This is a genomic window from Collinsella sp. LCP19S3_B6 (genome assembly GCF_052121815.1).
Classification (GTDB): domain Bacteria; phylum Actinomycetota; class Coriobacteriia; order Coriobacteriales; family Coriobacteriaceae; genus Collinsella.
In genome coordinates this window covers 74,530-97,285 of record NZ_JBQKDN010000005.1, presented here as the reverse complement: position 1 = coordinate 97,285, position 22,756 = coordinate 74,530, and the positions used below count along the sequence as shown (strand labels likewise).

Sequence of the window (22,756 nt, the reverse complement as noted above, 5' to 3'; positions counted from 1 at the left end):
TGTTATCAAATAATAATAGCGAACTATTTTGAGAGCCCAGCCCGTTATACAAGTAGGAGATACCTATGCCTGCCGATTCCCTTCGTGATACCGCGTTTTGCGATGTTTTGAACCGTGAGCTTGTCTGTGCGCTCGGCTGCACCGAGCCCATTGCCGTTGCCTATGCAGCGGCGCTGGCGAGCCTGACGCTCGGTTGCGAACCCGATCATATGGATGTTGCCTGCTCGGGCAACATCATCAAGAACGTAAAGAGCGTGACCGTGCCTAACTCGGGCGGTATGCATGGTATTGAAGCCGCGGCCGTGCTGGGTGCCGTGGGCGGCGACGCCAAGAGCGCGCTCGAGGTGCTCGAGAGTGTTGACGATAAAGACCGTGCTCGCGTAGCCGAGCTCCTCGCCGATGCCGGCTACTGCGATGTGTCGCTTGTCGAGGGCGTGCCCAACCTCTACATCAAGGTGACTGCCACAGCCGGGGGGCATACCGCGGTCGTTGAGATTACCGACCACCACACCAATGTCACGTGCCATACACTCGACGGTATTCCGGTATGCGGCAAGTCGGTGGGGGAGTGTGCCGCCTGCGCCGAGCGCGTGGTGGCCGAGCGCACGGCAGATAGCGCCGACACGCCCATGTCGATTGAGACCATCATCGACTTTATTGAGGACGGCGATGTTGAGGGTGCTCGCGCTGCCGTTGAGCGTCAGATCGAGCTGAACGGTGCCATTAGCGCAGAGGGCTTGGCGCACGCTTGGGGTGCCGAGGTGGGCCGTACGCTGCTGGGCGCTCGTGCCGATGACGTCGCCTGCCGTGCCCGTGCCCGTGCAGCCGCCGGGTCCGACGCCCGCATGAACGGCTGCGCACTGCCGGTCGCCATTGTGTGCGGCTCGGGCAATCAGGGCATTACCTGTGCATTGCCCGTTATGGAATATGCCGAGTACCTGCGCTGCGACCACGAGCGCTTGGTGCGCGCCGTGATGCTGTCCGATCTTATTGCCGTGCATATCAAAAGCTATATTGGTGAACTTTCGGCGTTTTGCGGTGCTATTTGCGCCGCGTGCGGTGCCGGCGCTGCGATTACCTGGCTGTGCGGTGGCACGCGTGATCAGATCGGCGCGACGGTCTCGAATACGCTCGGCAACGTGGGCGGCATCGTGTGCGATGGCGCCAAGGCGAGCTGTGCCGCCAAGATTTCCGCAGCCGTTGATGCGGCGATTCTGGGCCACGATATGGCCATGCAGGGCCGCGGCTTCCGCGCCGGCGAGGGCCTGATCCAAGATACCGTTGAGCAGACGATCGCCAGCATGGGCTATGTGGGTCGCGTGGGTATGAAGGACACCGACGTCGAGATCCTCAACATTATGATCGGCAAAACCCAAGTTTGTTAGGACAGTTCGTTGGCTACTTGGTGCTCGTAGAAGGCATCGATTACGGCGTTAAAGTCGCGGGCGAAGTCTTCCATGGTTCCGCGCCAGGTGGCTCGACTGGGTTTTCCCTGGCCAACATAGGCAGTTTGAATACCGCAGGCGGGGCTGGGGAAGTCGCGCTTGGGGTCGTTGCCCACCATAAGGACCTCGTGCGGTTCGAGCCCCATGGCCTGCAGCTGCTCCAGGTAATAGGTGGCATCGGGCTTGCAACGGGTGGCGTTTCCCATGTGCGTCACGAGCTCAAAGGGGGCGTCGGCCAGGTCACCCCAACCCATGCGGCATTCGATGGCCCCCTGGGGAAAGCTGGGGTTGGTAAAGAGTGCGCAACGCAGTCCTGCGTCCCGTACAGCCTGGAGTGCGGCGTGTGCACCCGGCATGGCGTGGGCATTGATGGCATCGTCATTCTTGTACGGGAGAACTTCGCGTTCATAGTAGATAAAAGCCTCATAGATGAGTGGGTCCGAGAGGCAGATGCCGCACCTGCGCTCGACCTCGGTGCGGTAAAACTCAAGATTGGTGCGATTGTCCGTGCCGCTTCGGCGATTGGCGTTGAGGTCGACCAGGATGGTGCCGAGGCGTGCCATCGTACCACCGCGGCTGCATCGTCCGATATCCGCGAGCATTGACGAGACATCCTTAAAATAGCGAAGGATAAACGCGTTGAGATTGATGCTGAGAAGCGTCTCGTCCATATCGAAAACGACTGCTTTGAGCACGCGGGCACCTTTCTCGAAAAATCGTTTAGAACGTTGGCTCCGGATACTTTACCCCAAAGCCGTATACTCAACTGCTTATCGTCAACTTATGGAGACGGTCGTTCACAAGATTGCGAAAAAGTCTCCATACGAGTAAAAAATCGCAGTTCACGCTTGAAATCGAAGTGATTTCCACGTAACCTATACGAACGTGATTGCATAAGCGTCACATTAGTATCTGTCGGCTCCCGAGTGTTCCTAAACGTTGTGTGCTTGTCGCACCCTTCTGTAGGTCCTAGCAATCGGGGCCCCGTAGTTCGAAAGGGGTCCACCTTTGAGTGAGATTCAGAACTCGTCCATTTTCTCTCTTGACGATGTCAACGAGGAGGAGATGAACAACCTCATCGACGGTACGATTACCGACTTTGATGAGGGCGATCTCGTTAACGGTACTGTCGTTAAGATCGAGCATGACGAGGTGCTCGTTGATATCGGATTCAAGTCCGAGGGCGTTATCCCGGTCCGCGAGCTGTCCATCCGCAAGGACGCTAACCCTGCAGACATCGTTGCACTCGGTGATTCCATCGAGGCCCTGGTTCTCCAGAAGGAGGACAAGGACGGTCGTCTGGTCCTTTCCAAGAAGCGTGCCGAGTACGAGCGTGCTTGGAACCGCATCGAGGAGAAGTTCAACTCCGGCGAGAACGTCGAGGGCGAGGTTATCGAGGTTGTCAAGGGCGGCCTGATCCTCGACATCGGCCTGCGTGGCTTCCTGCCCGCTTCCCTCGTCGACCTCCGTCGCGTCAAGGACCTCACCTCCTACATGGGCACCCGCATCGAGGCCCGCGTCATCGAGATGGACCGCAACCGCAACAACGTCGTTCTCTCCCGTCGCGTCGTGCTTGAGGAGTCCCGTAAGGCCGAGCGTTCCGAGATCCTGTCCAAGCTTAAGTCTGGCATGCGTCTCCAGGGCACCGTTTCCTCCATCGTCGACTTCGGCGCCTTCGTCGACCTCGGCGGTATCGACGGCCTCATCCACATCTCCGAGCTCTCCTGGAACCACGTCAACCATCCTTCCGAGGTTGTTAAGGTCGGCCAGGAGGTCGAGGTCGAGGTTCTCGACGTCGATCTCAACCGCGAGCGCATCTCCCTGGGTCTCAAGCAGACCACCGAGGATCCGTGGCGCGCACTGGTCAAGAAGTACCCCGTCGGCGCTATCGTCGAGGGCACTGTGACCAAGCTTGTCCCGTTTGGCGCTTTCGTCGATCTGGGCGAGGGCATCGAGGGCCTGGTGCACATCTCCGAGATGGCCAACAAGCACGTCGACCAGCCTTCTCAGGTCACCCACGTGGGCGACAAGGTTCAGGTCAAGGTCATGGAGATCGACCTCGACCGTCGTCGTATCTCCCTGTCTATGAAGTCCGCTGCTGAGACTCTGGGCGTCGAGATCGAGGTTACCCCGCTGCCTTCCGAGAAGAAGGACGAGGAGACCGACGCCGAGTAAATCGGTTTGACGATCACTTGCTTTAAGGGATCCGTCCGCAATGGACGGGTCCCTTTTTGCGTTTGCCGGTGAGGTGCGCAATGCTACTCGTGCGCAATGCTGTCCGGGCTGTTCACGGGGGCTATTGGGTTGTCGGTGCATGAAAATGCCGACATCCCGCCTCGGGGAGGAGGCGGGAACGCACCGAGTAGACGGAGGGGTGCGGAGCGCGGTCGCGTCTCGACTGGCGACGTTGCCCATCGACGACCCTATTGTACTGCATGGCATGGTTCTTGGTATATCGTGTCGAACGCTTGTGTTGTGCCTTTGCCTGCGGCAACGGTGTGTTACACTCTTGCACTGCTGAGTGGGCCAGACGGTCGCGCGATGTGCTGCTTGCGGCACGCGTGAGGAAAGTCCGGGCTCCAGAGGGCGGGATGCCGGCTAACGGCCGGGCGGAGTGATCCGACGGAAAGCGCCGCAGAAAAGAAGACTCCCACCTGCGTCGCAAGGCGTAAAGGGAAAAGCTGAAACGGTGGTGTAAGAGACCACCAGCGTCGTGGCAACACGGCGGCTTGGCAAGCCCCATCCGGAGCAAGCGCGAATAGGAACGCTATGGGCCGGCCCGGTCCGCGTTCGGGTAGCGTGCGTGGAGCTGCACGGTAACGTGCAGACAAGATAAATGACCGTTCACGACAGAACCCGGCTTATAGGCCCACTCGGCACTTTGTTGACGCTGCGAACCCGTCAGCGCGACAATCTGCCTTTCAAGCCTTCGGGCATGACCATAAGGTCAATGCCCTCGTCTTTCAAGGCACCTTGCTCGCGCTGACGGGTTCTCGCTTTCGTTGACGGAATCATCGGCGGTTCCGTTCTTGGCATCTCGCTGTTTTTGCCTGGTCATCGGCAGCCTCATTTCTGTTGCAATCTCGTCTTTCAAGGCACCTTGCTCGCGCTGGCGGGTTCTCGCTGTTGGTGACGGCATCATTGGCGTTTTCGCTCTTGTTGGCGAGGACAACGGTGCTGTCTTTGCCGTATTATTGAGGCTGTTTGTTGCCGCGCTTAGTTTTGTTGAGGGGCTTTGTTGGACAGCTATTTTACTCTGCGATCGAATATTGAGGCTTCTGGCGAGTTTGTGGATCGCAAGAGCCGGTTTATTGCCCAGCTGGTCCATATTGAATCCGAGGATGAGGCGAATGCCTTCATCGAGATGGTTCGCAAGCGTCATTACGACGCTCGACACAATGTTCCCGCGTGGATTTTGGTCGATGGACGCGAGCGTCAGAGTGATGACGGTGAGCCGAGTCGCACGAGCGGCATGCCGACGCTCGAGGTGTTGCGCGGCGCTGGGCTCAAAAATGTTTGCTGCGTGGTGACGCGCTATTTTGGCGGCACGCTGTTGGGGCCCGGTGGCTTGGTGCGCGCCTATACCGCGGCGACGCAGGCGGCGGTGGCAGCTGCTCAGGAGGCAGGGCAGGTCGTTGAGATGACGAGCGTCGTGCCTGTTGACGTGCACGTGGCCTATCCGCAGTATGAGCAGGTGCTTCGTTTGGCGCAGGATTCGGGTGCCAAGGTTTCGGATACCGATTACGCGGATGCCGTGACGATTCATTTGGTGTTTAAGGCGGGGGAGCAGGAACCGTTTTGCGCTAAGATGCGCGAGCTTATGGCGGGGCGCGAGGAGATTGAGGTCGGCGCTCCCAAATTTGCCGAGTTCTAACGGCGACGGCCGGCGTGCTTTTGGATGAATCCCAAGCACGCCGGCCGTCGTTTTCTGTTGCCGCCGTTTAATCGGCGAGCTGCTTTAGCACATCGCAGGCGATCTCGATGGCGTCGTCGATGCAGCCGGGGCAGCTGCGGAGCGGACCATTGTCCGATCCGATGCCCTTGAGCGTGCCGCAGACGGTCGTCGTGTTTTTCGTTTTAAAACGCTTGGCGATTTCGCGCGACAGCTTGTAAGTCTGGCCCTTGGTCTTGGGGTTATCCATGCCGTCGCTCATTACAGCGCCCATGATGGCCACGGCGCCCGAGATAGCGCCGCAGGTCTCGGTCATGCCGCCCATGCCGGCGCCAAAGCCCTCGGTGAGGATAAAGGCGGTCTGGGGGTCGAGACCGACGGCGGGTGCGAGCGTGCAGGCGACGGCCTGTGCGCAGTTAAAGCCACGGGCGTGGTATTCGGCAGCCTGAGCCTGACAGGCGGTGATGTCGAGCTGGGCAGTATCGATTTGCTTCATCGTTGTCTCCTCGGTAACGGTGTACTCGCCTATGGTACCCTTGCCGATGCATTTGTTCATCGAAAGCCTCATGTATGCCTCATTTTTATCTATCGAATAAATGCCAAGATCTGCGATAAATGCCCCCGGTTGATTTGTCTCATAACCTACCTTGGGGATGGGTTGAGAGGGGTGCGGGGTAGCGGTATCGTGAACCGGATAAAAATGTAACCCAGGCAAGGGAGCTAGATATGAGCGAGCAGACCATCGGTACGACATGTGTTCAGGGCGGCTATCACCCGGGAGACGCGGAGCCGCGCCAGGTGCCCATCTACCAGTCCACCACGTGGAAGTATGACACGTCCGAGCACATGGGCAAGCTGTTTGACCTGGAGGAGTCTGGCTATTTCTACAGCCGTCTGCAGAACCCTACGTGCGATCTGGTTGCCGCCAAGATCTGCGAGATGGAGGGCGGCACCGCTGCGATGCTCACGAGCTCGGGTATGGCCGCGAACTTCCTCGCGATCTTTAACGTGGCCGGCGCCGGCGATCATGTGGTCGCAAGCTCGGCCATCTACGGCGGTACCTACAACCTGCTTGCCCATACCATGGGTCGTATGGGCGTTACCTGCACGTTCGTTGCCCCCGATTGCACCGATGAGGAGCTCGAGGCAGCCTTTGAGCCCAATACCAAGCTCGTCTTTGGCGAGACGATCGCCAACCCCGCCCTTGCCGTGCTCGATATTGAGCGCTTTGCCAAGGCCGCGCATGACCACGGCGTGCCGCTGATGGTCGACAACACCTTCCCGACGCCCGTGATGTGCCGTCCCTTTGAGTGGGGCGCCGATATCGTTACGCACTCCACCACCAAGTACATGGATGGACATGGGGCCTGCCTGGGCGGCGTGATCGTCGACCACGGCCAGTTTGACTGGATGGCCCATGCGGACAAGTTCCCGGGTCTCACCACGCCCGATGAGAGCTACCACGGCGTGACCTATGCCGAGAAGTTCGGTCGCGAGGGCGCCTTCATTACCAAGGCAACCGCTCAGCTCATGCGCGACCTCGGCCCCATGCAGAACCCGCAGGCGGCGTTTTTCCTGAACAGCTCGCTCGAGAGCCTGCATGTGCGCATGCCGCGTCATTGCGAGAACGGCCTGGCTGTTGCCAAGTTCCTGCAGAGCCATCCCAAGGTGCGCTTCGTGAGCTATCCGGGTCTGGAGGGCGACAAGTACTATGACCTAGCTCAAAAGTACATGCCCAACGGCACCTGCGGCGTTGTGAGCTTTGGCTTTAACGGTGGTCGCGCGGCGGCAGAGACCTTTATGAAGAGCCTCAAGCTCGCTCAGATCGCCACGCATGTGGCCGACGCCCGCACTTGCTGCCTGCATCCCGCTAACGCCACGCACCGCCAGATGAACGATGAGGAGCTTATCGCCTGTGGTATCTCCGCCGACATGGTGCGCCTGTCGTGCGGCCTCGAGGACACGGCCGATCTGATTGCCGACCTTGAGCAGGCGCTTGAGCAGTGCTAGGCTAGCGTTCGTGCAAGGCGCCGATGCCGGCAGAAAGCTTCGGCGACCTTTAGCTCCGATACCGTAGGCGGGGCCCCAATCGCGACTGTTTGCAGGCGATTGGGGCCCCGTTTTTGTGTTGCGCCACTCGAAAGGATGGATATGGAGAAAACCGCAGAGCAACTGCGCCGCGAACACATCGCTCTTGAGGGAGACACCCATGGCAAGAACAAATGGGCGATTCTGTTTACGGTGCTCATCATGACGTTTATGGTGTGTCTGGATTCGACCGTCGTGACCGTGACGCTGCCCGTGATGCAAAAGGAGCTGGGCGTGGGCCTCGATCGCATTCAGCTGGTAAGCTCGGTGTATCTGCTTGCGGCTTGTGCGGCGATGCGGCTTTGTGGTGCGATGCGGCTTGTGGGGCGGGCGGGGGTCGGTCCGTGGTAGACTATCGAACAACGTTTATTAATCGCGCGGTATCGTTGCCGTGAGAAGGGGTTGCGCCATGCAGGAGCTTGAGGACCGTATTCGCCATGACGGCATCGTAAAGGCCGGTAATGTCCTTAAGGTTGATGCTTTCCTCAACCACCAGTGCGACGTTGAGCTGTTTGACCACATGGGCGCCGAGTGGGCCCGTCTGTTCGAGGATGTCGAGATTAACAAGATCCTTACGATCGAGGCTTCGGGCATTGGCATGGCTTGCATTGCGGCCCAGCATTTTGGCGGCGTGCCGGTGGTCTTTGCCAAGAAAGCGCAGTCCATCAACCTCGACGGCGAGCAGTATGCCACGACCATCTACTCCTTTACCAAGCAGAAGGAGTACCCGGTCATCGTTGGCAAGCGCTTCCTGTCCGAGGGCGACAAGGTCCTGATTATCGACGACTTCCTGGCCAACGGATGCGCGCTCGAGGGTCTTATCAAGATCTGCGAGGCTGCGGGTGCCGAGGTGTCCGGCATTGGCATTGCGGTGGAGAAGGGCTTCCAGGGCGGTGGCGATAAGCTCCGCGAGCGCGGCTTCCGTGTTGAGAGCCTGGCCCGTATCGCCGATATGGACTGTGAGAACGGCGAGATCACCTTCGCCTAGGCTCGCAACACAAGCGATTGGTATGCGATGTGACAAAGGGACTGTCCCTTTGTCACATTTTTTGTATGAGGGGGGTGTTGATATGGATGAGAACAAGATGGGATGGCGTGAGTATGCGCGCTATGTCGAGATGTCGGTCGAGGAGCTGGCGCGCGATTGCGAGGTGCAGGTGTTTCGCGCGACGGGTCCGGGCGGGCAAGGCGTGAACACGACGGACTCGGCGGTGCGCATGAAACATATCCCTACGGGGATTACCGTGACGGCGCGCGAGAGTCGCAGTCAGTTCCAAAATCGTAGCTGCTGTTTGCGTAAGCTACGCGCTGAGCTTGAGCGTCGCGGGCGTCCACCGCGTCGACGCGTAAAGACCAAGGTGCCTCAGCGCTCTCGCCAGCGCAGACTTAATGACAAGCACTTCAACGCCATTAAAAAGGCCAACCGCCGCAAGCCGGGCGGGAAGGAGTGATCTTCTCGATAAGTTGCGGTGAAATAGGGGCTGTTTTGCGGCTTTACCTGCATAAACAGTCCCTATTTCACCGCAACATAGGGGTGGTTAGCGGGTTGGACGCCAGACTTGGAGGGCGCCGGGTAGGATGTCGACTTCGATGCGCGAGGCGATAACAGGTTCGCCGTCGGCCTGGATGGGGTAGTCGGGCTCCTCAAAGGTAAGCTCGGCATGGCGGCAGCGGCGCATGCAAACCGGCGGCAACTTGGTATGGTGGCCGTCCTTGGCCGAAAGGAACATGGGAAGCGCGACCGCGCGCGGAACGGGGCCGCAGGCGTAGCAAACGTCGAGCATGCCGTCGCACGGGTCGGCGTCGGGACAGATGCGATAGCCCGAGCCATAGGTGGGGCCCAGCTGAATCGCCATGATGATCGCCCTCACGCGCTCGGCGGGCGCGCCGTCAAAGCTGACTGTCATGGGGTAGTTGCGATAGCGCAGGCCAAACTGTTCAAGTCCCGAGAGGGTGTAGAGCGGAGCGCCGGTGAGGCCCGTCTTTTTGCGCAGCTCGGTGGTGCCCAGGCCGATGGCGGCGTCAATACCGACGGAGAGCGTCTGGTCGTAGTACTCAACGGAAGCCTCGCCGCTACCGCTTGCGGGGTTCCATGAGCGAATGCGACCGATGTCCTGACGCTGCGGCTCGCAGGTGAGCAGCGCGCCAAAATCCTTGCCGGAGAAATCTTCTATACCGAGCGTTTGGGCAAAATCGTTGCCGGAACCCACGGGTAGGATGGCAAGAGCGGGGCGGGGGTCCTCCTTTTGTGCCATAAGTCCGTTGACGACCTCGTGGATCACGCCGTCGCCGCCAAGGGCGATAACGGTGCGATAGCCCTGAGCCTGTGCGGCCAGCTCCTTGGCGTGCCCCATACGCTCGGTCAATACCAGGTCAAACTGGGATGCGCGTGCAGTCATGTCCAAAAAGCGTTGCAGGCGCTCGGCAACTTCGCGCGCCGCACCCGATTGGGCGGCTGGGTTGGCGATGATGAGCGTGCGACCAAAATCAGTTGCGTGCATGGGCGACTCCCGGCATATGGCGTGACGGTGCGGTCGCGCTCGGGTCGAATTGCCCCCCGATTGTGGCTGCACGGCGAATACTTACGTCTACTCTATCAGGTCGTTGTGGCGCTCGATAGCATCCGCTACCGTACCGCCCTCATCCACTATAAGCGAACGGCGCTTGGGTGAGATGATGCGCTGGGCAGGGTACACGCCGCGGTGTCCGCCGGCGAGATAGCTGATAAAGGCCACGATGACAAAGAACCCGGCGGCCGTGCCGTGGAACAGGTCGATGGCCATCATGCAGGTGGTGATGGGCACGTTAAGGCCGGCACAGAACACGCCGAGCATGCCGAGAGCCGCCAGAAAGCTGGGGTCGAGCCCGGTAAGGCAACCGATCCAGCCACCGAGTGCCGCACCGATGCCAAACAGGGGCGTGACCTCGCCGCCTTGGAAACCGGCACCCAGGGTGAGTGCCGTTACGACGAGCTTGATGGCGGCGTCGGCGAGGGTGGTGTTGCCGGCAAACCCGGCGCCCGAAAGCCACGTGGAAAGGCCGGCGTAGTCCCAGGCGTCGAGGAGAACATAGACAGCCAAAACCACGAGTGCGCCTATAAGCGCGCGAACGAGGTAATTGGTGATAAAGCGACCGTACAGGCTCTTGACGGTTCGAACCGACCAGGCAAAGAGGCGTGCCGTCAGACCGAAGATAATGGCGCTGATAACAACGATAACGACCGTTTTGGGCGTCATGGCGGGAACGCTGGCGATGGCATTCGCTTCGTACTCGGTACCCAGGGCGAGTGATGTAAAGTAGCCGGTAAACGAGGCGACCAGGCAGTAGATCCCTGCGGTGTAGTCGATCTTGCCGATAAAGCACATCTCCATGCCAAAGAAAGCTCCGGCAAGGGGCGAACCGAATACGGCGCCAAAGGCCGACGAGATGCCGGCGAGCATGAGGTCGTGGTGGTCATGCTTTTTGAGGTGGGCGAGGCTTGAGATGTTGCTGGCGATGGTGCCGCCAATCTGCACCGCGGCTCCCTCGCGACCGGCCGATCCGCCCGTTAGGTGCGTGAGCGTGGAGCAGACGAAGGTGAGGACGGCCATGCGCTTATGGATGAGGCGTGTGCCCAGAGCGGAGTCGATGACCAGGTTGTTACCGCGTTTGGCGGCAAGACCGTGGTTTTTGTACACCCATGCGGTGGCAACGCCCACAACGGGAAGCAGCGCGTAAATCCACGTATGGTGCTCGCGATAGTCGGTCGCGATATTCAACGAGGCCAAAAACGCCCAAGCGGCAACGCCCATGGCGAGCGAGACGATGACGACGAGTACGAGCAACTTAGCGCTCGCGAGTAGGTTGTGGGCATTGCGGCGCGTGTCGGCAGCCAAGAGATGCTCGGAGCGGGTGAGCTGTTGCCTGCCTGCCATGATGACGTCGTTCAGGGAGAAAAAGCCGTCGTCGTCGAGCGGCTGGGAATGATCCTGCGCCTCGTTTGCGCTTTCGGGTTTGTCGGTAAAAGCCATACGTTCCTCTTTTAGGTTGCAACACGAGCATTATAGAACGTGCCAAACGTGACAAACCGGCAGGTCGGTTTCGGTTCTGTTTCGCGGCTTGCGGTCGACAGATGTATTCGAGAACGTGGGTCGTTTCGCCGTCGTGCGGCAGGGGATTATACTGAGACAAGCATAAAGAATTGGCGCCCCCGTTGTGCGCTGTGGCATTAAGAGGTGCATATGGCAGAGAAGCTCATTCCGCTGGAGGACGCGCAGTCGATTGTTCTGTCGCACGTTGCTCCGACCGATCTCGTCGAGATTCCCGTGTGGCAGGCTGCCGGTCTTCCCTTGGCCGAGGACGCGGTGGCCGATATCGACATTTCGCCGTTTGCTAACAGCGCTATGGACGGATATGCCGTGCGCGCCGTCGACCTCGCCAAAGCGTCCACCGATGCGCCCGTGACGCTTTCTGTCGTGGGGCACGAGGCGGCGGGCCATGTCTTTGAGGGCGCAATCGGCGCGGGCGACACGGTTCGTATCATGACGGGCGCGCCGGTACCCGAAGGTGCCGATGCCGTGGTGAAGTACGAGATTGTCGATGTGCTCGACGGTGACGGCAACGAGGGTTCGCGTGTGAGATTCTCGGCGCCTGCCAAGGTGGGGGAGAACGTTCGATCGGCTGCTGAGGAAGCGCATACTGGCGACGTCGTGATGTACGCTGGAGAGGTTGTGGCTCCGGCGGGCGCCGGCTTGCTGGCGAGCGCCGGGTATGCGAGCGTGAAGGTGCATGCCGCGCCGCGCGTGGGCATTATCTCGCTGGGGACGGAACTGGTCGCACCGAGTAACGTGCCGGCGCGCGGGCAGATTCGCGACTCCAACTCGTCGGCGTTGATGGCCGAGGCGCTCGATGCAGGAGCCGAGCCCGTGTTCTACGGCATTGCGCCCGATGATGAGCAGGCGATTGCCGAGCTGGTGCATCGCGCCGCGCAGGAGTGCGATTTTGTCATTACGAGTGGTGGCGCCTCTGCGGGTGATTACGACTATGTGACGGCGCTCGTTCGGCGCGAGGGCGAGGTGCTGTTCGACCGCATCTCGATGCGTCCCGGCAAGGCCATCACGTTTGGCCTGCTTGGGGGCAAGCCATATTTGGGACTTTCGGGCAATCCCGCGGCGGCGTATGTGGGCTTTGAGATGCTTGCCCGCCCGGCGATCCGCAAGATGCGCGGCTTTGCCGAGGGCGTGCGTCCCGTGCAGCAGGCGAAGCTCACACACGGCGTGAAGAAGCGACAGCATCGCCGCTTCTTCGATCGTGCCACGGTTTTGCGCGACCCCGAGACCGGTGAGCTGTTGGTGACCGAGGCCAAGACGCAGAATTCGGCGCTGCTCGGCACGATGCAGCGGGCCAACTGCCTGCTGCGTATTGACGAAGGCCCGTGTGACCTCAGGGCGGGCGACGTCGTGGATGTCGTGCGTGTCGACTTACCTGAGGGCGCGGTGCTATAGGAGGAACGCTATGGAGTTGAAGATTTCGATTGTGACGTGCTCGGATACGCGCGATCTTGCCCAGGACGAGGCGGGTACTGCGCTCGAGGAACTCATCGCGGCGCAGGGCTGGACGGTCGCCTCGCATGTGGTCGTGCGCGACGACGTCAGCGAGATCGGTGATGCCATTGTGGAAGCGGCCGATGAGTGCCACGCCAATGTCGTGCTCACCTGCGGCGGCACGGGCCTTTCGATGCGCGACGTGACGCCCGAGGCGACGCGTGCCGTCTGCGACCGCGATGTACCGGGTATTGCAGAGGCAATCCGTGCGTACTCCATGACCAAGACGCGCCGCGCTATGCTTTCGCGCGCCGTGTGCATGCAGCGTGGGCATACGCTTGTCATCAACTTTCCGGGATCAACGAAAGCGGCCCGCGAAAGCTGGGAGGCTGTGAGCGACCAGCTGGAGCACGCAGCTCAAATGACGGCGGGGGGCAGGCACGCCAAATAAGCGCATTACCTGCGGCGGAGTGACCTTACGGGCTGCTCCGCCTTTTTTATGCAGCGACAGTGCGGGCCGTCTCGTGGTTATCGGTAAAGGAAAATTATTAGACGAGAAATATTTATCACAAACACTATCCGTGCAAAAGTATAATCTAGTAACAGAATAAAGCTTGCGGCGGGGTGCCCGGGCGTAGCGTTCGAAAGGGTTGAACATGTTCGATACGGTTTCTCGCCGCGGGTTCGTTTCACTTTCCGCTGTCGCCGCTGCCGGCCTTGGGCTTGCCGGCTGTTCCGGCAACAAGACGTCTGGGCCGACTGGCTCCGATGCCGGCTCCGCCAAGATTTCGTCCAAGAAGGCTGTCGAGCTGCAGGTCTTTGCCGCCAACTCGCTCGAGAAGGCCCTGCCCGAGGTTCAGGTGCTCTATACCGACCAGACCGGCACCACGTTTGCCGACACGCAGTTTAAGGCGTCTGGCGACCTTGTCGAGCAGATGCGCGCCGGTGCCGCCGTCGACGTACTCATCACGGCCTCCAAGGGCACCATGGACGACGCCGAGGCCGCCGAGCTCGTCGACGCCGACACGCGTGAGGACATGTTCGTCAATGACCTCGTGGTCATTCGTGCCGAGGGCTCCGACACCAGGGTCGAGGCCATCGCCGACGTCGCGAACCTGGACGGCAAGATCGCCATCGGTGACGCCAAGATCGTTCCCGCCGGCAAGTACGCCAACCAGGCGCTGGCTTCTGTGGGTCTCTACACCGGCACCGAGGGCGACGACGGCGAGTATGCGCCCGATCTCGCCGACAAGGTGGCTCTGGCCGACAAGGTCGGCACCGCTGCGTCTTACGTCTCTACGGGCGACTGCGTGGCCGGTTTTGTCTACAGCTCCGATATCTTCCGCTACGACGGCATCGAGGAGGCCTTCGTGTGCCCCGAGGACTCGCACAAGACCATCGTGTATCCCGGCGCTGTCGCCGAGAGCTCCGAGCACGCCGACGAGGCCAAGGCGTTCATCGACTTCTGCCTGACCAACAAGAAAGCCCAGAAGATTTGGGCTAAGTACGGCTTTGAGCTTTCCGCGTAGTTCGCAACATCGCTGCATAACGATATGCTTGAGGGCGGGCGTTCTCGCGATCGCCCGCCCTCTTGATTGAACCGGCGTGTCCGCGCGCCGTTGCCCTGTGTTTGAGGAGTCGCCCGTGTCAAGGAAAACGATTCGCCTGCTCGCCGTGCTGGCTGCGGTTCTGTGCGTGCTGACCGCACCGCCCGGGGTTGCTCGGGCCGAGGCGCTCTTTACCACCGCCGATGGCCGCCAGGCGACCGAAGATTCCGCGCTTATCGATGGCGTCGGGTTTGGCCTCAACGCGTTTGAGCGCAATGCCAAGGGCACGGCCCGTTCGTTTGCGGGTCAGCCCGAGGGCTACCGTTTTCCTATCTACAAGAAGACGACCCTCGTGACGGTGACGACGCCTGAGAGCATCGTGGTCTGGCTCGACGCCCATGCCGCCAAAGACGCGGGGCTCGATATCTCAAAGGCAGATGACCAAAAGGCGCTCAAGAAGATGCTCGTGGGGCTCGACAAGTCGCACTCCATGGGTGGGGCGTTGCTGGAGGACTCTAATCTCGAATGGGTCTTTACCTCGGATAACGCGCTGGTGCAGAGCGATTACCGCTATCAGTTTAAGGTGAAGGGCGGCAACGGCGATTACTACACGGTAGTGAATGCCGCCGACGCCGCGAATGCCGAGCTAGATTTGGGTGACGGCGTCCTGTGGAGCGATAACGCCGCCCTCGTGCGGTATGCGGACGTGTCGACGACGGTGCCGCCGTCGCTGGCGGAGCGCGCCGCAGCCTTCTTGGGCGACATCGACTATCGCCCGTTTTGGGTGTCCATAAAAACGAGCGGCCTTGCCCTGCTGATCTCCTTTGCGCTGGGGCTGTTCGCCGCGTGGAAGACTATGGGTACCTCGAGTCGCATCAAGGGCCTGCTCGATTCGGTTTTTACGATTCCTATGGTGCTGCCGCCCACGGTCTGCGGCTTTCTGCTCCTCATGCTGTTTGGCCGCTCGACCGGGGTGGGCCAGTGGCTTATCGCGCACGGCATCTCGATCGTCTTTACGTGGCCGGCGGCGGTGATATCTGCCGTGGTGGTGTCGTTCCCGCTCGTCTATCGTACGGCACTCGGTGCCTTCGAGAGCCTCGACACGCAGATGCTCGATGCGGCGCGCACGCTGGGATGGTCCGAACGTCGTATCTTTGCCAAGCTTATGATGCCGCTCGGCTGGCCCTCCATCGCCGCCGGCACGGTGCTCGCCTTTGCCCGCGCAATGGGCGAGTTTGGCTGCACGCTGTTCTTTGCGGGCAACTACGCCGGTATTACGCAGACCATTCCGATTGCGATTTACTTTGAATGGATGGGCGGCAATACGTCGGTGGCCCTCTTTTGGGTCGCCGTCGTGATCATGTTTAGTTTCCTAGTCATCCTGTTCATCAACATGTACACTGCGCATTCGCAAAAGTATCGCGAGCGCGGCCTTTCCCGTGCGGAGCGCAAGCAGGCCAAGGATCTCGCCGGACGGGGCGATTCGCTCGACCCGGCGGGCGGCGATGCCTTGCGTATCGATCGCGAGGCGCTGGCCGAGCTCATGCGCGATGATGCCGCTTTGCAGGGAGGTCGATAGGCCATGTCACTCGTTTTGGATATCAAAAAGCACTATCCCGGGTTTACGCTCGACATGCAGCTTGAGGCCGGCGAGGAGCGTGTGGCGCTGCTGGGCGCCTCGGGCTGCGGCAAGAGCTGCACGCTGCGCTGCATTGCCGGCGTGGAGACGCCCGACGAGGGCAAGATCGTCGTCAACGGCATGACCTTCTTTGACTCGGCGGCGGGCATCAACCTGTCGCCTCAGGAGCGCAAGTGTGCCCTGCTGTTCCAAAACTATCAGCTCTTTCCCAACATGACGGTGGCCGATAACGTATGCGCCGGCGTAAAGGATGCGGGCGACGCCGCCGCGCGCAAAAAGCTCGCCGAGCGCTATCTGGGCATTTTCGGCCTGGCCGATTTTGCCGACCGCTACCCCGCGCGCCTTTCGGGCGGGCAGCAGCAACGCGTGGCGCTCGCCCGCATGGTGGCGGCGCATCCGGGCATTTTTATGTTCGACGAGCCCATGAGCGCGCTCGATTCCTATCTTAAGAGCGCCCTCGAGCAGAACATGCTCGACTTGTTCGATGTCTGCAACCGCACCGTGCTCTACGTGAGCCACGACATCGACGAAGCGTGCCGCCTCTGCCAGCGCATCTGCGTGATGCATAACGGGCATGTGGAGGAGATCGGATCCGTCGAGGACGTGGTCCGCCGTCCGCAGACGCTGGCGGCACTGCGTCTGACGGGCTGCAAGAACACAAGCCGGGCGCGCAAGATCGGCGACGAAGAAGTTGAGGCCCTCGACTGGGGCATGACCTTTAACGTGGGTCGCGAGGTTCCCGATAATGTGGTGTACCTGGGCATTCGCGCAAGTTACTTCCATGTGGACAACCGTGCCGAGCGGGGCCGCAACAGCTATGATTTGCACGTGGCCCGAGTGAGCGATTCGCGCTTTGAGCGCCTGGTGCTGCTGGACGTACCGCGCGTCGATGCGCCAACGCGTCTGCAGTGGAAGGTCAACAAGGTGAGCGTACCTGTCGACGAGCTGCCACAAGCAGGCGAGACGCTGCGCATGCATTTTGATGCCAGTAGGATCCATTTGGTCTGTCGATAGCGCCGGGTAATGCCGTCGGGGATATAAGTCTCGGCGGCTTTGCCTTACCGTTCGCCGAATGAGGGATGACAAACTCTTATCAATTAAGATAATTATTTATTAAACGACGGCACACGATGCTGTCGTACGACGATGCCGCGGGGGCTGCAAGCGTGGCTCTGTGTGGTACGTCCGACGAGGTGATTCCCGAGGGCGAGAAGGTGCTGCCGGCAAATCTGTGTCCGCTCATCAAGTCGACGTACGGCTTTGCCTGCTCGCAAAAGTGCCCGTTTACGTACTTTAGCGACATGATCATCGGCGAGACCACCTGTGACGGCAAGAAGAAGATGTACGAGCTGCTGGGGGAGCTTAAGCGCACGCACATTCTGCATCTTCCTCAGGGTCGCGACCGCGCCTACGAGCGTGAAGGCTGGTACGAGGAGTGCCGCCTGCTCAAGGAGGAGCTCGAGGGCTTCTACGGCGGCTAAGGCCGCTGTGGTCGATGGGGTGGATTCGGTGACGTGGACCTGCGTGCAGCCAACCGGGTTCTCCTCGGTCGATGCTTCCGAGCGGCTGCGCGAGGCACTGGCAGCGGCTGGCTATGACGTGGCTGCCGACCTGGCGCGTTCCGGCGAGCCCACCAAGATCAGCAGCATGTGCACGGTGTTTGCCGAGAGCGAGGTCATTAGTCTGATCGGCCGCGGCGAGCCGCGCGAGAACATTGCGCGTGGCGTGATCGACAGCGTCGTGTCGCGTGCGGCGACCATGGCCTCGCAAGCCGCGGGCGCCCCGTACTATCTGACCGGTGGTCTGTGCGAAAACGCCTATGTCGTCGAGCGTCTTGGCGCATTGGTGGGCTCGCCAGTCACCACCTCGCCCCAGGCCCGCTTTGCCGGTGCCATCGGCGCGGCCATTCGAGCCCAGGCGCTCGCGTAGGGGGCCGGTGCGATAAATTGCCCGCTCTCGGCGCCGTCATGCGTATACTGGGAGGAACTGATTGACCGATGAGAGGAGGTATCGATGGCTGACGATCTCATGAAGCTCACGCAGATGACTGCCGCGAGCGGTTGAGCCGCTAAGTTGGCTCCTGGAGCCCTCGCCCAGGTCCTGGGCGACTTACCCAATGTGCATAACGACAACCTGCTCGTGGGGTTCGATACCTCCGACGATGCGAGCGTCTTCCGCGTTGGCGATAACTTGGGCCTCGTGCAGTCCATCGACTTCTTCCCACCGATGGTCGATGACCCGTTCCTGTTTGGCCAGATCGCCGCGGCAAACTCGCTGTCGGACATATACGCCATGGGCGGACGGCCGAGCCATGCCATGAACCTGCTTTGCATACCCAGTTGCCTGGGCGTTGAGGTTGCCGGCCAGATTCTGGCGGGCGGCGCCGACAAGTGCGTCGAGGCCTGCTGTGCCATCGCGGGCGGCCACACCATCAACGACGACGAGCCCAAGTACGGCCTGTCCGTGAGTGGCTTTGTCGCGCTTGACCGTATGCTCGCCAACAGCGGCGCACGCGTAGGCGATGTTCTGCTGCTGACCAAGGCGATCGGCTCGGGCATCATCACTACGGCCATTAAGGGCGAGCTCATCGAACAGGACGAGGCCGCAGCCATGTTTGACTCGATGCGGACCCTCAACGAGGCTCCGATTCGTCTGGCCGAGGACCTCGAGCTTCATGGCTGCACCGACATCACGGGCTTTGGCCTGATCGGACATGCGTGCGAGATGGCCGAGGGCTCGGGCGTGCAGATTGAGCTTGTGTCGGGGGCGGTGCCGCTCTTTGACCAGGTGCTCGACATGGCACGCCTTGGCATTATCCCTGCCGGCGCCTACCGCAACCAGGACTTCTTTGGCCCGCGCGTGGCAGTCGACGATGGTCTGGAGCCGGGGATGCTCGACGCGCTGTACGATCCGCAGACCTCGGGCGGCCTGCTTATCGCGGCACCTGCTGCCGATGTGGATGAGCTTGCGCGCCGTCTGCATGCCGAAGGACGTATCGCCTCCGTCGTCGGCCGCGTGTGCGAGCCGGTGCCGGGCGGTTCTGCCGTCCACGTTGTCCGCTAGCCCGCACGTTTATGTAACTGTTTACCGTTCTCTAGAACGGTTCTTTCGAAAGGAAAAGCTATGTCTACCAAGATTGAAGTCAATGCCATGGGCGATGCCTGCCCGCTGCCCGTCGTCAAGACACTCAAAGCCCTGAAGCAGCTCGATGGCGAGGGCGTTGTCGTGACCTCGGTCGATAACGAGACCGCCGTCAAGAACATCTCCAAGATGGCGCAGGAGAAGGGCTGCACGGCCTCGTTCGAGAAGGTTTCTGACGCCGAGTGGCACGTGACCGTGGCGACCGCCGGTGCCGTGGCCGTTGCGGACCCCGAGCAGGACGGTGCTGCCTTCTGTGATGCCAGCGCCGGCAAGGGCAAGCTCGTCATTTCCGTCTACACCGACTGCATGGGCCGCGGCGACGACGAGCTGGGCCACAAGCTCATGAAGGCGTTTATCTTTGCCGTGACGCAGCAGGAGGAGCTGCCCGCGACCATGCTGTTCTACAATGGCGGCGCCAAGCTCACCGTCGAGGGCTCGCCGGTGCTCGATGACCTGAAGGGCCTGGCCGAGCAGGGCGTCGAGATTCTCACCTGCGGTACCTGCCTGGACCATTTTGGCATTAAAGACCAGCTTGCGGTGGGCGAGGTCACCAACATGTACGTGATCGTGGAGAAGATGGAGCAGGCCGTGCGCGTCGTGCGCCCGTAGCGTATTGGTTGGAGTTGCCATGAGGGAGAAGCGTCCGGCGCTTGTCATCACGTTTCCCACCACGGCGGCCGCCATGGGGTGCGAGACCCTATGCATCGAGCGCGGCCTCCCCGGGCGCACGATTCCCGTGCCCGGGGAGGTCGCTGCCGGCTGCGGCTTGGCGTGGAAGGCGCTGCCTGCCGATGAGGAGCTGCTGCGCGCCGAGCTTGCCGCAGCTGGTGTTCCCACCGAGGGCTTTACGGTGATTGACATGTGGGAGGTCGTGCGATGATCTATCTGGATAACGCGGCGACGACCATGCTCAAGCCGCAGGCGGTCATCGATGCCGTGACGCAGGCGATGTGCTCGCTCGGCAATGCCGGGCGCGGCGCGACGTCAGGTGCGCTCGATGCGGCTCGTACGATTCACGGTTGCCGTGCCAAGCTCGCGCGCCTTTTGGGTTGCCCCAGAGCGGACCATGTGTGCTTTACGCTCAACTCCACGGCTGCGCTCAACACCGCCATCTGTGGCGTGGTGTGCCCCGGCGACCGTGTGGTCACGACGGTGCTCGAGCACAACTCGGTGTTACGCCCGCTCAATCGCCTGGCGGCGGAACAGGGTGTGGCGGTTGAGCATGCGGGCTGCGACGCGAACGGCGTGCTCGACTACGACGAGCTCGAGCGGTTGGTGACGCCGGGCACGCGCGCTGTGGTGGTGACGCACGCCTCCAATGTGACCGGCAACGCGGTCGACATTGCGCGCGTAGCGGCCATGGCCCATGCGGCAGGTGCGCTGGTGATCGTCGATGCCTCTCAGTCTGCCGGCACGGCGAAGATTGACATGGATGCCATGGGGCTCGATGTCGTGTGCTTTACCGGCCACAAAGGGCTCATGGGACCTCAAGGCACCGGCGGCCTGGCCGTGGCGGAGGGCATTGACGTGGCGCCGTGGGCCATGGGCGGCACCGGTGTACACAGCTTCGATGCGCTGCAGCCGCTTGAGTGGCCCACGCGCCTTGAGGCGGGCACGCTCAACGGCCATGGCATCGCGGGCCTTTCTGCCGGCCTCGACTTTATCGAGGCACAAGGCGGGGTCGAGGCGATTGCGGCGCATGAGCGCTCGCTTGCAGAGCGCTTCCTCGCCGGTGTGCGCGAGATTCCGGGGATTAAGCTCTACGGTGCCTTTGACCAGCCCGTGCGCTCGGCGATCGTCTCACTCAACGTGGGCGATATCGACTCTGCCCAGATTTCGGATGCGCTCATGCAGGGGTGGGGGATTGCGACGCGCCCCGGCGCCCATTGTGCCCCGCTCATGCACCGCGCGCTCGGGACTGAGCGTCAGGGTGTCGTTCGTTTCTCGTTTGGGTATTTCAACACGGACGGGGAAGTCGACACCGCGATTGACGCGCTCCGCGATTTAGCCTGCTAGAGCGTATATACTTGCGGGACGGGTCTTTTGCCCGTTCCGTTTTTGTTTCGACCCGAAAGGTGGTCCCATGGCCTCATCCGCCCCGCGCGGCCTGCGCTCCGACCATGTCGTTACCGTCGGCATCGCCCTGTTCTCGATGCTCTTTGGCGCCGGCAACCTCATTATTCCGCCGCTGTTGGCGCTGCAGGCAGGCTCTGCCACACCGCTCGCCATGCTCGGCTTTCTCATCGCCGCCATCGGCCTACCCGTCATGGGTTTTATCGCCGTGGCGCTTGCCGGAACGGCGCGCGAGCTGGCCGGGCGTGTGCATCCTAAGTTTGGCGAATTCTTCGTTGCGGCGGTGTATCTAGCCATCGGCCCGTGCCTGGCTATTCCGCGCACGAGCTCCACGGCCTTCGAGATGCTGGTGCCGCTGCTGCCCGAGGGCGTCTCGCTCGGCACGGCACGTCTGGTGTTTGCCATCGGGTTCTTTGTCGTCGCGTTTGCGCTCACGCTGCGTCCGGGCGTCATCACGCGCGTGCTCGGCCGCATTACGGGCCCCGCGCTCATTGCGCTCATCGTGCTGGTCGTGGGTGCCGCCGTGGTCTCGCCGTTGGGACCGGCTGCCGCGCCGCAGGCTCCCTACGATGCCGGTGCTGCCGTGCAGGGCTTTTTGACCGGCTACCAGACCATGGACCTGCTCGCTTCGCTCGCCTTTGGCATTATCATCGCCGAGACCATCCACGAGCTGGGCGTGACCGATGACAGGCGCGTGGCCTTCGAGATCTCGCGTTCCGGTGTGATCGCCGGCGTGCTCATGGCCATCATCTACTGCGGCCTGGCGCTTGCCGGCATGCAGCTCGGCACGGTTATGCCCGACGCCACCAACGGCGCCGCCATCCTTGCCCGCTCTGCCTCCATGCACTTTGGCCTTGCCGGCACGGTCGTGGTCTTTGCGATCTTTTTCCTCGCCTGCATGAACGTGTGCATCGGCCTCATCAGCTGCTGCTCGCGCTACTTCTGCGAGACGTATGTGGTCGAAGGGGGAGCGGGGGCTTCCGAGGAGGCTATGCGCCGTCCCTTTGCGGTTCTCGCCTTTGTGTTCGCGGCGTTTTCTTGCGTGCTCTCCAACGTGGGCCTCGACGCGATCCTCATGTTCTCGGTGCCCATGCTCAACGCCCTGTATCCCGTTGCCATCGTGCTGGTGCTTATGGGCCTGGTGCACGGTTTTTGCGATGCGCATCCGCGGGTGTGGGTTTGGGTCGGCGGCGTCGTCGCGGTGCAGAGCGTGATCACCTCGGTCCGCGACGCGTTCTTTGCGGGCGCGTGGCTGCCGTTCGATGCGCTGCCGCTGGCAGATATCGGCGCTGCGTGGGCGCCGGTCGCTGTGGTGGCGTTTGTGATCGGTCTGGTTCATAGCCAGTTTGTCGCACATTCGAGGAGCTAGGGTATCGTCGCTTGCACAGGCGGGAAGTCTCCCCTATAAT

The 22,756-nt window shown here is 61.4% G+C and carries 23 protein-coding genes and 1 other RNA gene; 20 read left to right on the top strand and 4 right to left on the bottom strand.

The features are described 5' to 3' along the window. Positions 1–65 precede the first annotated feature (65 nt). Complete coding sequence (locus ACTQWD_RS03295) at positions 66–1,385, top strand: L-cysteine desulfidase family protein (RefSeq protein ID WP_441559246.1); 1,320 nt, start codon at positions 66–68, stop codon at positions 1,383–1,385. Here the strand turns inward: ACTQWD_RS03295 and ACTQWD_RS03290 are convergent. Then, positions 1,382–2,140, bottom strand: coding sequence for an HAD family hydrolase (locus ACTQWD_RS03290; protein ID WP_441559245.1), 759 nt, complete (start codon positions 2,138–2,140; stop codon positions 1,382–1,384). The genes ACTQWD_RS03295 and ACTQWD_RS03290 overlap by 4 nt on opposite strands. A gap of 313 nt (positions 2,141–2,453) precedes the next feature. Between ACTQWD_RS03290 and rpsA the strand changes: the two genes are divergently transcribed. The 3 genes from rpsA to ACTQWD_RS03275 all read left to right on the top strand — a co-directional run bounded on the left by rpsA (position 2,454) and on the right by ACTQWD_RS03275 (position 5,319). Continuing rightward, on the top strand, positions 2,454–3,620 hold the full coding sequence (rpsA, locus tag ACTQWD_RS03285) for a 30S ribosomal protein S1 (protein WP_154515317.1): 1,167 nt from the start codon (positions 2,454–2,456) through the stop codon (positions 3,618–3,620). Between the two features lie 343 nt (positions 3,621–3,963). Continuing rightward, positions 3,964–4,325: RNase P RNA component class A (rnpB, locus tag ACTQWD_RS03280), an RNA gene on the top strand. Between the two features lie 355 nt (positions 4,326–4,680). Then, entirely contained in the window at positions 4,681–5,319 is a 639-nt protein-coding gene (locus ACTQWD_RS03275; RefSeq protein WP_195838524.1) for a YigZ family protein, read from the top strand. Positions 5,320–5,386: 67 nt separating this feature from the next. On the opposite strand, the gene ACTQWD_RS03270 is transcribed toward ACTQWD_RS03275, so the two are convergent. Continuing rightward, a complete protein-coding gene (locus tag ACTQWD_RS03270; protein WP_441559244.1) occupies positions 5,387–5,893 on the bottom strand; it encodes a C-GCAxxG-C-C family protein in 507 nt (168 codons plus the stop codon). 170 nt (positions 5,894–6,063) lie between these two features. On the opposite strand from ACTQWD_RS03270, the gene ACTQWD_RS03265 reads away from it, so the two are divergent. From ACTQWD_RS03265 to ACTQWD_RS03250, 4 genes are all read left to right on the top strand, one after another. Further along, positions 6,064–7,347: an O-acetylhomoserine aminocarboxypropyltransferase/cysteine synthase family protein gene (locus ACTQWD_RS03265; RefSeq protein WP_427719685.1), complete on the top strand. Its 1,284-nt coding sequence runs from the start codon at positions 6,064–6,066 to the stop codon at positions 7,345–7,347. A gap of 141 nt (positions 7,348–7,488) precedes the next feature. After that, on the top strand, positions 7,489–7,776 hold the full coding sequence (locus ACTQWD_RS03260) for a hypothetical protein (RefSeq protein ID WP_441559243.1): 288 nt from the start codon (positions 7,489–7,491) through the stop codon (positions 7,774–7,776). A 58-nt stretch (positions 7,777–7,834) separates the two neighbouring features. Continuing rightward, entirely contained in the window at positions 7,835–8,413 is a 579-nt protein-coding gene (locus ACTQWD_RS03255; RefSeq protein ID WP_427727567.1) for a xanthine phosphoribosyltransferase, read from the top strand. An 82-nt stretch (positions 8,414–8,495) separates the two neighbouring features. Beyond that, a complete protein-coding gene (locus ACTQWD_RS03250; protein WP_441559242.1) occupies positions 8,496–8,876 on the top strand; it encodes a peptide chain release factor family protein in 381 nt (126 codons plus the stop codon). Positions 8,877–8,963: 87 nt separating this feature from the next. On the opposite strand, the gene ACTQWD_RS03245 is transcribed toward ACTQWD_RS03250, so the two are convergent. Beyond that, the gene (locus ACTQWD_RS03245) at positions 8,964–9,926 is read right to left on the bottom strand and encodes a diacylglycerol/lipid kinase family protein (RefSeq protein WP_441559241.1); all 963 of its coding nucleotides are present in this window, start codon (positions 9,924–9,926) and stop codon (positions 8,964–8,966) included. A gap of 87 nt (positions 9,927–10,013) precedes the next feature. Further along, positions 10,014–11,435 (bottom strand): chloride channel protein, encoded by a 1,422-nt coding sequence (locus tag ACTQWD_RS03240; protein WP_441559240.1) that lies wholly within the window; start codon positions 11,433–11,435, stop codon positions 10,014–10,016. A 210-nt stretch (positions 11,436–11,645) separates the two neighbouring features. Between ACTQWD_RS03240 and ACTQWD_RS03235 the strand changes: the two genes are divergently transcribed. The 12 genes from ACTQWD_RS03235 (at position 11,646) to brnQ (ending at position 22,716) form a co-directional block, all read left to right on the top strand. Next, positions 11,646–12,908 (top strand): molybdopterin molybdotransferase MoeA, encoded by a 1,263-nt coding sequence (locus tag ACTQWD_RS03235; RefSeq protein WP_441554553.1) that lies wholly within the window; start codon positions 11,646–11,648, stop codon positions 12,906–12,908. A gap of 10 nt (positions 12,909–12,918) precedes the next feature. Further along, positions 12,919–13,398 carry a MogA/MoaB family molybdenum cofactor biosynthesis protein gene (locus tag ACTQWD_RS03230; protein WP_441554552.1) on the top strand — a complete coding sequence of 160 codons (480 nt, stop codon included), beginning with the start codon at positions 12,919–12,921 and terminating at the stop codon, positions 13,396–13,398. Positions 13,399–13,603: 205 nt separating this feature from the next. Continuing rightward, positions 13,604–14,476 (top strand): molybdate ABC transporter substrate-binding protein, encoded by an 873-nt coding sequence (modA, locus tag ACTQWD_RS03225; RefSeq protein ID WP_441554551.1) that lies wholly within the window; start codon positions 13,604–13,606, stop codon positions 14,474–14,476. Between the two features lie 115 nt (positions 14,477–14,591). Then, on the top strand, positions 14,592–16,073 hold the full coding sequence (modB, locus tag ACTQWD_RS03220) for a molybdate ABC transporter permease subunit (RefSeq protein WP_441559239.1): 1,482 nt from the start codon (positions 14,592–14,594) through the stop codon (positions 16,071–16,073). A 3-nt stretch (positions 16,074–16,076) separates the two neighbouring features. Next, entirely contained in the window at positions 16,077–17,147 is a 1,071-nt protein-coding gene (locus ACTQWD_RS03215) for a sulfate/molybdate ABC transporter ATP-binding protein (protein ID WP_441559238.1), read from the top strand. A 116-nt stretch (positions 17,148–17,263) separates the two neighbouring features. Further along, a complete protein-coding gene (locus ACTQWD_RS03210) occupies positions 17,264–17,614 on the top strand; it encodes a 2-hydroxyacyl-CoA dehydratase (protein WP_441559237.1) in 351 nt (116 codons plus the stop codon). Between the two features lie 7 nt (positions 17,615–17,621). Further along, complete coding sequence (locus ACTQWD_RS03205) at positions 17,622–18,062, top strand: BadF/BadG/BcrA/BcrD ATPase family protein (protein ID WP_441559236.1); 441 nt, start codon at positions 17,622–17,624, stop codon at positions 18,060–18,062. A gap of 84 nt (positions 18,063–18,146) precedes the next feature. Next, positions 18,147–19,196: a selenide, water dikinase SelD gene (gene selD / locus ACTQWD_RS03200; protein ID WP_441559235.1), complete on the top strand. Its 1,050-nt coding sequence runs from the start codon at positions 18,147–18,149 to the stop codon at positions 19,194–19,196. Between the two features lie 60 nt (positions 19,197–19,256). Further along, positions 19,257–19,883, top strand: a complete 627-nt coding sequence (yedF, locus tag ACTQWD_RS03195) for a sulfurtransferase-like selenium metabolism protein YedF (RefSeq protein WP_427747747.1) — start codon at positions 19,257–19,259, stop codon at positions 19,881–19,883. Positions 19,884–19,902: 19 nt separating this feature from the next. Beyond that, on the top strand, positions 19,903–20,154 hold the full coding sequence (locus tag ACTQWD_RS03190) for a DUF3343 domain-containing protein (protein ID WP_427795782.1): 252 nt from the start codon (positions 19,903–19,905) through the stop codon (positions 20,152–20,154). Then, positions 20,151–21,290, top strand: a complete 1,140-nt coding sequence (locus tag ACTQWD_RS03185; RefSeq protein ID WP_441559234.1) for an aminotransferase class V-fold PLP-dependent enzyme — start codon at positions 20,151–20,153, stop codon at positions 21,288–21,290. The genes ACTQWD_RS03190 and ACTQWD_RS03185 overlap by 4 nt, the downstream gene beginning before the upstream one ends. A gap of 67 nt (positions 21,291–21,357) precedes the next feature. Next, positions 21,358–22,716 (top strand): branched-chain amino acid transport system II carrier protein, encoded by a 1,359-nt coding sequence (gene brnQ / locus ACTQWD_RS03180; protein ID WP_441559233.1) that lies wholly within the window; start codon positions 21,358–21,360, stop codon positions 22,714–22,716. The last annotated feature ends 40 nt before the right edge of the window (positions 22,717–22,756 follow it).

Excerpts from the sequence above, each read along its gene's own strand:
- ACTQWD_RS03295 (WP_441559246.1), top strand. The coding sequence starts at position 66 with ATGCCTGCCGATTCCCTTCGTGATACCGCGTTTTGCGATGTTTTGAAC.
- ACTQWD_RS03270 (WP_441559244.1), bottom strand. The coding sequence starts at position 5,893 with ATGAACAAATGCATCGGCAAGGGTACCATAGGCGAGTACACCGTTACC.
- ACTQWD_RS03265 (WP_427719685.1), top strand. The coding sequence starts at position 6,064 with ATGAGCGAGCAGACCATCGGTACGACATGTGTTCAGGGCGGCTATCAC.
- ACTQWD_RS03260 (WP_441559243.1), top strand. The coding sequence starts at position 7,489 with ATGGAGAAAACCGCAGAGCAACTGCGCCGCGAACACATCGCTCTTGAG.
- ACTQWD_RS03255 (WP_427727567.1), top strand. The coding sequence starts at position 7,835 with ATGCAGGAGCTTGAGGACCGTATTCGCCATGACGGCATCGTAAAGGCC.
- ACTQWD_RS03250 (WP_441559242.1), top strand. The coding sequence starts at position 8,496 with ATGGATGAGAACAAGATGGGATGGCGTGAGTATGCGCGCTATGTCGAG.
- ACTQWD_RS03245 (WP_441559241.1), bottom strand. The coding sequence starts at position 9,926 with ATGCACGCAACTGATTTTGGTCGCACGCTCATCATCGCCAACCCAGCC.
- ACTQWD_RS03240 (WP_441559240.1), bottom strand. The coding sequence starts at position 11,435 with ATGGCTTTTACCGACAAACCCGAAAGCGCAAACGAGGCGCAGGATCAT.
- ACTQWD_RS03235 (WP_441554553.1), top strand. The coding sequence starts at position 11,646 with ATGGCAGAGAAGCTCATTCCGCTGGAGGACGCGCAGTCGATTGTTCTG.
- ACTQWD_RS03230 (WP_441554552.1), top strand. The coding sequence starts at position 12,919 with ATGGAGTTGAAGATTTCGATTGTGACGTGCTCGGATACGCGCGATCTT.
- modA (WP_441554551.1), top strand. The coding sequence starts at position 13,604 with ATGTTCGATACGGTTTCTCGCCGCGGGTTCGTTTCACTTTCCGCTGTC.
- ACTQWD_RS03215 (WP_441559238.1), top strand. The coding sequence starts at position 16,077 with ATGTCACTCGTTTTGGATATCAAAAAGCACTATCCCGGGTTTACGCTC.
- ACTQWD_RS03210 (WP_441559237.1), top strand. The coding sequence starts at position 17,264 with ATGCTGTCGTACGACGATGCCGCGGGGGCTGCAAGCGTGGCTCTGTGT.
- yedF (WP_427747747.1), top strand. The coding sequence starts at position 19,257 with ATGTCTACCAAGATTGAAGTCAATGCCATGGGCGATGCCTGCCCGCTG.
- ACTQWD_RS03190 (WP_427795782.1), top strand. The coding sequence starts at position 19,903 with ATGAGGGAGAAGCGTCCGGCGCTTGTCATCACGTTTCCCACCACGGCG.
- ACTQWD_RS03185 (WP_441559234.1), top strand. The coding sequence starts at position 20,151 with ATGATCTATCTGGATAACGCGGCGACGACCATGCTCAAGCCGCAGGCG.
- brnQ (WP_441559233.1), top strand. The coding sequence starts at position 21,358 with ATGGCCTCATCCGCCCCGCGCGGCCTGCGCTCCGACCATGTCGTTACC.